The following is a 9,500-nucleotide window of genomic DNA, read 5'->3' on the forward strand; positions in this document are numbered from 1 at the left end:
CGGACCTGGGGAATTACGTGACAACTACCCCTGGGGAATTACGAGACCGTCGACAGCTGAGCGTCCGCCTCGGCAACCGAGTGGGCGTTTCCGTGGAGATCCCTGATCGCCAGCCGCGTCGATGCGCTGTACCGTCTTGGCCCCTCCGCCAGTTCGATTGTCAGCTCTTCCAGCGACACTGCACCCCGTCTGATGATTACCGCAATCAAAGCCGTGCACTGAGATCGCCCGCGTAGCGCGCGGGTCGCGTCAACCACACTCCGGCATACCGGAGCGCAGCGCGGACCGTGCTCGAGTGCGGCTTCGGGCATGCGCCAGGTGCGTTCGGATCGCACGAATTTGACGGAGGCTCGCTGCATATCGTTGGGCACGAGAATGTGAACCTCGTTCGAGGGTGGATTCGGGCCCAAACCATGGACGCTCAATGCCGCGTTTCCAGTGAGAATGCTGTGTGGCCCGCCGTACGCCAGGGCCGCTGCCAATCGCTGTCGGTGTGATGGGTAGCCGTTGTACAGCAGCACCACCCCTGGCAGCAGGTGCTGCCAAGGCCCGCCGGCAGCGCATCTGCCGGCCACAGTTCCGTCCGCGACACCAGCTGCCCGCAGCTGTGCCCTCGTCACGACGCCGTGATCGGCGACGTCCTCGAGTATCGACAAATCTGTGGCCCAAGCTCCCCGTTTCATGCCTCGACTGTCGAACGCGACACCGACACTCCGGCGTCGAAAACCGTCGTTCACGGTTTCTCTGTGGATGGCTGCCGGAGTTGTGCACAACTAGGTCGAATCGTGGCTCACGTACCGGAACATTGTCAGGGGTGAGTGCTAGACCCCGCTCGGCCGACAACGCACCCACCCCCTTCTTGAATGAATGTGGGATTCAGTCAGTCAGAGTGCAACAAAGGGACATTGATCCCAAAGGGGGTGGGCGGACGCGGAGCGGGGGCGGGAGGTCAGTCCTCGAATACGCGCAGTTGTCCGTCTTGGTACCAACCGGATCGGGTGACGTCGGCGGTGTCGAGTTCAGCGGGCACTGCGCTTGGGTAGTACTGCTCGTAGCGTTCCAATGAACCCCAGTCCCTGGCCCAGTCGTTCTCCAGGTAGGTGGGGACGGTGACGGGCTTGGCGAGTAGTTCGGACCAGCCCAGTGGGCCGCCGTTTTCGCCGGATTGCCAGGTGTCGGTGGAGCTGACGGCGAGTGGGCGGTCGGGGAGGATGCGGTATCCGGGCACCTCGGCGACGCCGTTTCGGTGGTCGAAGGGGCGTTGGCACGGGAATTGCAGTCCGACGGCCCAGTCCAGCAGCACGGGTTGGTCGCTGCCGATCATGGTGTTGAGGTTTTCCATCACGGGCACCCGCGGCGGGGTGAATGCGAGCCATTGGTCGCCGGTGAGGTTGGGGTCGTTGGCGACGATGCGGACGGCGTCGGCGTCGGGTGCGATGTCCGCCAACGGGATTCGGAGATTACGCCACGAGGGTGCGGGTCCGATGTCGCGTGGCAGGTAGGTGCCCTGGGCCTGGACGCTACCGTCGGGCTGACGCTTGCCGTATTCGAGCAGTAGCGACTGTCCGTAGGTGAGGGCTCCGGTGTCGTCGTAGGACCAGATGCGTCCGGCTGCGGAGAAGACGACCAGAGGTGCGTCGTCGCTACGAGCGGGTAGTTGGTACCAGCTCGACGTCGCCTCCGCGGGCTCCTGGACGCCTTCCTGGTAGGAGCCGAGGACGGGGGTGGTGGCCGGGTCGAGGCCGAAGGGCAGGGCGGCGGAGGAGCCGTTGACGCCCACTTCGCCGGTGCCGCCTGCGGTTCCGGAACTCTGGCCTTCCTCGAAGGCTGGCCCGACGGACTGCTGATCGGTATTGCCTTGTCCTGGTTTGACTTCCACGGCGTCGGCGCTGAGGTCGCTGGGCACGCCGTTGGCGGTGAAGTTGCGCAGAGTGCTGCTCGATCCGCCGAGGGGACCTGCGACGGGGTCGAATTCTTCCGGCAGTGGGCTCAGTACACCTGCGTTGGGGTTCGACTCGACGAGGACGTCGTTGGCGAGTCCGCACGAATTGCCCAGAACCGATTGCACGTTGGAGCGGGCCAGCGAGTAGGCGGGGTACTGAGAGACGGCTCCCTTGACGAGCGAGAGCACCTCGAACAGCACCATGATTCCGGCGATGACGGTCAGCGGCGCGGCAGCGAATTTCCGAATGCGTTGACCGCGCGCGGACGTCGGTTTCGGTTGCGGCGGAGCGTATCCCTCGCGCAAGTACTGGAAAGCTGCAATGGCGAGGACCAGTCCGAAGAGGATGAGGAACAGGGTGCCCGATTCGTTGCCGCCCAGCGAGACCGTCTTGTCGAACCACGGCACGCCGTAGCTCGAGACGTACCAGTAGCCGTTGATGCCCGAGAACGACAGTGCCAGAACGAACATCAGTCCGGCGGCGAACAGCGATCGGTTGCGTTGCGAGCGCAGGGCGCTGGCCGAGACGGCGACGGCCGTCAGCGCTGCCAGTCCACCGGCGATTCCAGCGTAGGAACCGAAGTGGTGAGTCCACTTGGTGGGGTTGAACATCATGAAGAAGATGGTGCCGAGGACGACGCCGAGCAGACGCCATGCCGGCCCGTTCGCAATGCCGGGGATGCGTCGTCGACGAAGCAGCACGAACAGTGTGGTGAACAGGCACAGGATCATCGTCAGGAACGCGAAGCGGCGTGCGACCGAGCCGTCGACGGTTTGGACGAAGAGGTAGTAGTACCGCAGGAAGTCCTGGTACCAGGCCTCGTTGGGGCCGATGATGGTGCGGACTCGGGTGGACTCGATGACCGTCGCGTACGTCTGGTCGGCGAAGACGACGACGAGTACCAGCACGCCTGCTGCCGCCAGCGGGGCCAGCATCGCGAGGGTGCCGACCTGGCGGTGGCGTCGGACGACGATGCGCGCGATGGGCCGGGCCCCGGCGAGAAGTGCTGCCACACACATCAATCCGGTCGGTGCTGCGGCGAGGGTGAAGGCTCCGATGAGACACGCTGCGGCGGCGGGTAGCAGTCGGCCGGTGGCGATGGATCGTTCCACCGAGCACCAGGTGAGCAGTGCGCCCAGGGCAACGATGGGTTCGGGCCGCAGTCCGTTGTTGTACGGCAGCCAGAAGGCGAGGAACACCAGTCCGCCGGTCCACAGGGCGACGTTGGATTTGCGCACGGCGCGGCCGAGGCGCGGGACCACCTCACGGCTGATCACCATCCAGCACAGGACGCCGGCGATGAGGGCGGGCAGTCGCATCCACGGGCTGGCGGTCGAGATCTTGGCGAAGACGGCGAGCACGTCGTAATACCAGCCGAACGGGGCTTCGGGTACGCCGAACCAGCGGAAGTAGTTGGCCATGTAGCCGGAGTGGTCGGCGGCGCGGGCCATCGTGAGGAGATAGCCGTCGTCCGAGGTGTTCGCGCCGACGAAATGCCAGCCGACCAGAACGCCGAGGACGGTGACGTCGACGCCGGTGAACTTCCACCAGTGGGAGGGGAAGAAGCGGCGGTGCGCGCGACCGTCGGTGCCGTCGAGCCGTCCGAGTGCGCCGATGGCCAACAGCGTGCAGGCGATCGCGAGGATCATGATCAGAGACTTGAGCAACGTCGGCGACGACGAGAAGCGGGAGTCGACGTCGACGGTGACGGACATGTCGGCCGGGGCCGCGCCGCTGAGATCGCTGAAGATGCCGACGACCTGGGGGCGTAGATCGCCGTCGAGCCTGCCTTGCAGAGGCTGGCCGTCGTCGTCGGTCAGTCCGGTGAAGGCCGCGGAGGTGTACTCGTCGTTCGAGGTGATCTCGATGGCCGCGCAGCGGGTGCTCTCGACGTCGGCGCGCGGTGCCGTCGCGACGACTACGTTGCGGTCGAGAACGTCCACGTTCGACTCGCCCACGCGCACGAACAGACTGTTCAGTGCCGCGCCTTCGCCCTGAGGGGGCGCAGTCGCCAGCAGCAACCCGCCCGACGCGGGGAGTGCTGCGACGGCAGAGCACGGGAGGGTCGCGGTGAGGCTCAGGGGTGCCTGGGACACCAGCGGGGCGTCCACGTCCTGCAGGAGGCCGTTCTGCGGCCATTCGATGGTGGCCGTTGTCTGAGTGACGGGTGCGAACGGAGTGATCAGCGCGAACAGCACACCGAGCACGCCGGCCACCATGGCGATCAGCCGGGGAACTCGTACCTGAGCACGAAGTTCGTCCGAGGCTCGCAGTGGAGCGGGGACGGGTGGACCAGCTGATGAATCTGTCACGACGTCGGGCACGAGAGTCGATGTTATGCGAGCGTGACGAAGAGGTCACACAGGCACCGTCCCCGGGAATAAATGCAGAACCAGGGAATCAGTCTGTTTTCATCGGTCCGTCGCTGGCCAATCCGGACCGAGACTGCTGCTCGACGGCGATCTCGGCCGTCGTCGCGTCAGGATCGAGTGGCGTGTATCTCTCGATGGATCCCCAGTCTCGGGCGTAGTCGTCGGCGAGGTAAGACGGCAGTGTCTCCGCACCGAGGAGCAGTTCGGTCCAGCCGAGCGGGCCGCCGCCGATCGAATCCTGCCAGGCATTGGTGGATTCGGCACCTGTGCGGTCGGGCAGGATGCGGTACTTCGGTACCTCGGCGACGCCGTCGCGATGATCGAACGGGCGCTGGCACGGAAACGCGAGTCCGACGGCCCAGTCCAGCATCACCGGATCGGTCGATCCGACCAGTGAGTTCAGGGTCTGCGTCTTCGGGACGCGCGGCGGGGTGACGGCGAGCCATTGATCCCCGGCCAGGTCGTTGTCCTCGGCGACGATGCGCACGACGTCCGCGTCGGCGGGAAGGTCGTTCATCGGCACGCGCAGGTTGCGCCACGACGGCGACGGACCGATGTCGAGCGGGGTGATGCGTCCCAGCGCGATCACGTCACCTCCGTCGCGGCGTCCGTATTCCAGTTCGACGCGTTGGCCTTCGGTGACGATGCCGTCCTCGTCCACCGATCGGATACGGCCGGCGGCGGCGATGGCGATCAGGTCGCCTTCCCCCGGCAATGCGTACCAACCGGAGGTCAGAGATGCGGGCTCGGTGGCTCCGAAGCTGCCGAGTACCGGTGTGGTGCTCGGATCGAGGCCGAACGGCAGTGCGACTGTGCTGCCGTTGATTCCGACGTTCTCGGTGGTTCCGCCGGAGGTGCCCGCGGAGTTCGACGAGGTGGCCGCCGCGCTCTGTTCGGAGTCCTCGGGGCGGATGGAGTTCGCGCTGCCCTGCGCGGTGTCCTCGGAATCGGCCGTCAGGTCCTGGGCGACGCCGTCGGGGGTGAATCCGGTACTCCCACCGGCACCGAGGGCGTCGGCTGCGGGATCGGTCGGTTGCAGGACCGAGCCGTTGACGTCGGTCTCCACCTGTACGTCACCGGCGAGTCCGCACGAGTTTCCGGCGAGGGCAGAGAAGTTCGAGCGGGCGATGGAGTACGCCGGGTATTGCGCCACAGCACCTTTGACGAACGAGAGCACCTCGAAGGCCACGACCCCGCCGGCGACGATGGTCAGCGCGGACGGCGCGAAGCGTCGACGCGTGGTCGGTTCTTCTCTGCGATAAGGCAATCGGACGTGCTGATAGGCCGCGTAGAGCAGTGTCAATACCGTCAGGCCCAGCAGGATCGTCGAAAAGCCCTTGCCGGCAATGGACGGCGGCTTGTCGAACCACGGGATGCCGTAGCTCGAGACGTACCACCACCCGTTCGAGCTGGTGAACGCCACCGCCGTCAGGAACAGGACGGCGGCGGTGAACAGTGTTCTGTTGCGCGGAGATCGGACGGTCGCAGCGGTGACGGCAACGGCAGCCAGCGCGGCCAACGACGCCGCGAGACCGGCGTACACACCGAAGTGATGGGTCCACTTGGTGGGCGTGAACATCATCAAAGCCAGTGCGCCCAGAATGATTCCGAGGATCCGACGCGACGGCCCGGTGGCCGTTCCGGGGATGCGTCCGTTCTTGCGGAGCATCACCGCGATGCAGACGACGATGCACAGCAGCATCGCGAACATGCCGAATCGTCGGGCGAGCGAGCCGTCGGGAGAAATGGTCATCAGCGCGTCCCAGCGGACGCGTTCTTCGAACCACGGCACGTTCGGTCCGATGGCCGAGCGCACTCGGGTCGCTTCGAGGACCGTGGCAAGAGTCTGGTCGGCGAAGATCGCGATCAACACCGCCAGTCCCGACGCGATCAGCGGCGCGAGAACGGCGAGCAGTCCCACCTGGCGAGCTCGCTTGACCACGATCATCACCAGCGGGCGCAGGCCGGCGAGCAGGGCGGCGACGGCGATCAGTCCGGTCGGTCCGGCGGCGAGGGAGAACGCGGCGATCAGGGTGCCGATGGCGGCGGGCAGCAGTCGTCCGGTGGCGATGGCGCGTTCGATCGAGCACCACGTGAGCAGTGCGCCGAGGGCGATGATCGGCTCGGGGCGCAGGCCGTTGTCGTAGGGCAGCCAGAAGGCGAGGAACACGAATCCGGCGGTCCACAGCGCGACCCGGTTGGTGAGAACTGCGCGACCGAGGCGGGGGATGACCTCGCGGCTGATGACGAGCCAGCACAGCAGCGCCGCGATGGTGGCGGGCAGGCGCATCCAGATGCTGGCGGTGCTGACCTTGGCGAGGGCGGCGAGCATGTCGTAGTACGGCATGCCGAACGGTGCCTCGGGGACGCCGAACCAGCGGAAGTAGTTGGCCATGTAGCCGGCGTTCTCGGAGACGCGGGCCATGTTGAGCAGGTACCCGTCATCGGAGGTGTTCGCGCCGATGAAATGCCACAGCACGAGCACGCCCACCACGACGGCGTCGACGCCGGTGATGGACTTCCAGCGTGACGGGAGGAATCGGCGGTGGCGTCGACCGTCCATGCTGTCGAGGCGATGCAGCGCGAACAGGGACGCGATCACGGCGAGTGCGCCGACGATCATGGCCAGCAACTTGAACGTGGTGGGGCTGGAGGAATAGCGCGAGTCGATGTCGGCGCGCACGTTCAGGCCGTCGACCGGTGCGGTGAGGTCGGTGTAGATGCCGACGACCTGCGGGCGGACGTCGCCGTCCATCGTGCTCGTGTCGCCGTCGAGGTCGACGACAGTGCTGGTGGCGTTCGACGAAACCGTCACGGCACAGTCGGCGGACAGCTCGGACACGGGAGCCTCGGCGAGAACGCGATCACGCAGCAGCACCTGCAGTCGGTCGTCGTCGACCCGCACGATCAGTGCCTTCTGCTCGGTCTTCGCAGCTTCGATGGGTGCGGTGGAGATCAGCGTGCCGCCGTCGGTGAGAGCAGTGGCGGCGCTGCACGGAATTGTTGCCTCGAGGTCGACGGGCGAGTAGCTCACCAGCGGAGCGTTGACGCTGCCGAACGAACTCTGTGGCCACGACAGCGTCGCGACGTCCTGCTGAACCGGCAGCAGGGGTGTCGCGATGGCCAGAACCGCACCGATGATGCCGGTGACGATCGCTATCAGCCGGGCGGTCGCGAATTTCGGAGCGGTCTCGGGCACGCCGACGATGCTAGGGGACGAGCGTCCGCACGTCCCACACCCATACGCCTCCGGTGTACCGAGGCTCGACGCCGACGAGGTCGGTGACGGTGGTTCGCAGAGCGAGAGTGTTCTTGCCCGGCGGCAGGACGACGACGTCGGCCTCCCAGAACGCCATGTCCTCGGCGGCGTCGCTGCGCTGATCGGCGGTGATCTCGGGGACGGTGCCCGAGTCGTAGACCGAGCCGAGCAGCAGCGCCGTCGGACGGTCGACGGCCCCGTACTTGGCGACCTTCTCTTCCTTGTCGCTCGGTCCGACGAAGTATCCGGCGGCCAGTTTGAAGCCCATGTCGGCGTCCATCTGCCAGCGCAGCGGGCGCGCGTCCTCGGGCCGCGGAAGGGGCACGGTGACGACGGAACCGTCGTCGACGAAGTTTTCCCACTCGCCGTCGGCGAAGAACTCCGGCGTCGGGGACTTGTCGACGGTCACCAGCGGCGTCGGGACGAGGGGTACGAGTGCGAGCGTGAGTCCGGCGATCCAGAACGCAGGCAATGGGCGAAGTCCGTTGCGGAACGTGCGATCGGTGGCCAGGACGACCAGCAGGGCCAGTGCAGGCACCGCGCCCAACGCGAAGCGGGTTTCGAGCACTGATTCGACGAGTGGGTACTCGGCCAGCTTCGTCCACGGCAGCGTGATGCCGGTGTCGTCCTTGCCGATCACCAATGTCGCGCCGAGTGACAGCACGCTCATGACGATCGCGGTCGCGGCAGCAGCACGGGCGCAGGCGACGCGCCACATCCACACCGCTGCCACCAGGGACAGCACCAGCAGGGGCCAGCCGAAGTACGCGTTCTCCTCGGTGGCGTTGATGCGGACGTTCTGCCCCGGAGTCGCTTCGCCGCCGAGCGATTGCGTCGGGAATTGGAACAGTGCTTTGGCGTCGTTGCCCATGGCACCGTGTTCGAGGAACGAGTACGACTGCGGGCCGAAGAACTGCCACCATAGCGGAAACGCCACGAGCGTCAACGCGATGCCGGCCGAGACCGCGAGTCGGGGCACGGCGTTACGGACGGCAGGCCACAGTGACCGCGGCCGGGACACGTAGTAGACGACGGCGAAGATGGCGAACGACATCGCAAAGATGAGCAGCGGCTCTTCACCGAGCAGGATCTGCAGCGCGACGATCAACCCGAGTCCGACGGTGTTCTTGGTGGTCCCGCCGCCATGCGCGATGCGGGTGACCAGCATGGCGATCACCGGAAGCAGGAACAGCACCACGAAGTTGGGGTGCCCGTTGGCGTGTGAGATCGCGCCGGGCGCAAAGCCGCACAGCGCGCCGCCCATTGCCGCGGCACCCTTGGACGCATTGAGCTGACGGGAGAACAGCCAGAACCACGCGAACGCGGTCCCGGCCAGGCCGACGGTGAGAGCGATCGCCCAGGTGACCGTCGGTCCGAAGAGCAACGTGATCGGCGCAAGCGGGATGGAGACTCCGAACATCGCCGTGTTCGCCATCAGATTCACCCCGAGCGGGTAATTCTGCAGGTCACTCCACAGTGGATTGTCCAGATGCGCGACCGAATTGGCGGCGACGGAGAAGAACCACTCCCACATCGTCTGATCCTGGCCGCTGTTGTAGAGGTAGCCGCCGCCCAGATTGCGCCACTGGCCCTGCAGGACGTAGACGGCGGCGACCAGAAATCCGACCGCCGCAACGACGTCACCACGCCCGACGCCGGAGTGTCGAGCCGGTGCCGTTGTCGGCTGCCGCTCGAGAACACTCTGGTCGTGGGTGGTCATCGCGTCGAGGTTACAGAAAGATCACGATGGGCGAAAACTCGAACGACCTGCGTCACACGGTGAGCGAGGTGCTGGTTGCGGGTCGTGAAGTTCCTATCCGATCAATTCCGCGAGTTCGACCGTGGAGTGCTCGGCGATTTTCTTCTTGCTGCCCTCTTTGCCAAGCTTCTGGTGAGTCATTCGAGAAGCTATGGAGGGTTATCGCA

General features: G+C 66.0%; 3 protein-coding genes. All 3 read right to left on the bottom strand.

All coding sequences use genetic code 11. The features are described 5' to 3' along the window. Positions 1-949: 949 nt before the first annotated feature. Positions 950-4,267, bottom strand: coding sequence for an arabinosyltransferase domain-containing protein (locus tag QM590_RS25300; protein WP_411741391.1), 3,318 nt, complete (start codon positions 4,265-4,267; stop codon positions 950-952). Between the two features lie 76 nt (positions 4,268-4,343). Further along, positions 4,344-7,514, bottom strand: a complete 3,171-nt coding sequence (locus tag QM590_RS25305) for an arabinosyltransferase domain-containing protein (protein WP_269596825.1) — start codon at positions 7,512-7,514, stop codon at positions 4,344-4,346. 10 nt (positions 7,515-7,524) lie between these two features. Beyond that, positions 7,525-9,294 (bottom strand): glycosyltransferase family protein, encoded by a 1,770-nt coding sequence (locus QM590_RS25310; RefSeq protein ID WP_269596826.1) that lies wholly within the window; start codon positions 9,292-9,294, stop codon positions 7,525-7,527. Positions 9,295-9,500: the final 206 nt, after the last annotated feature.

This window comes from Rhodococcus sp. IEGM 1372 (assembly GCF_030056835.1).
Classification (GTDB): domain Bacteria; phylum Actinomycetota; class Actinomycetes; order Mycobacteriales; family Mycobacteriaceae; genus Rhodococcoides.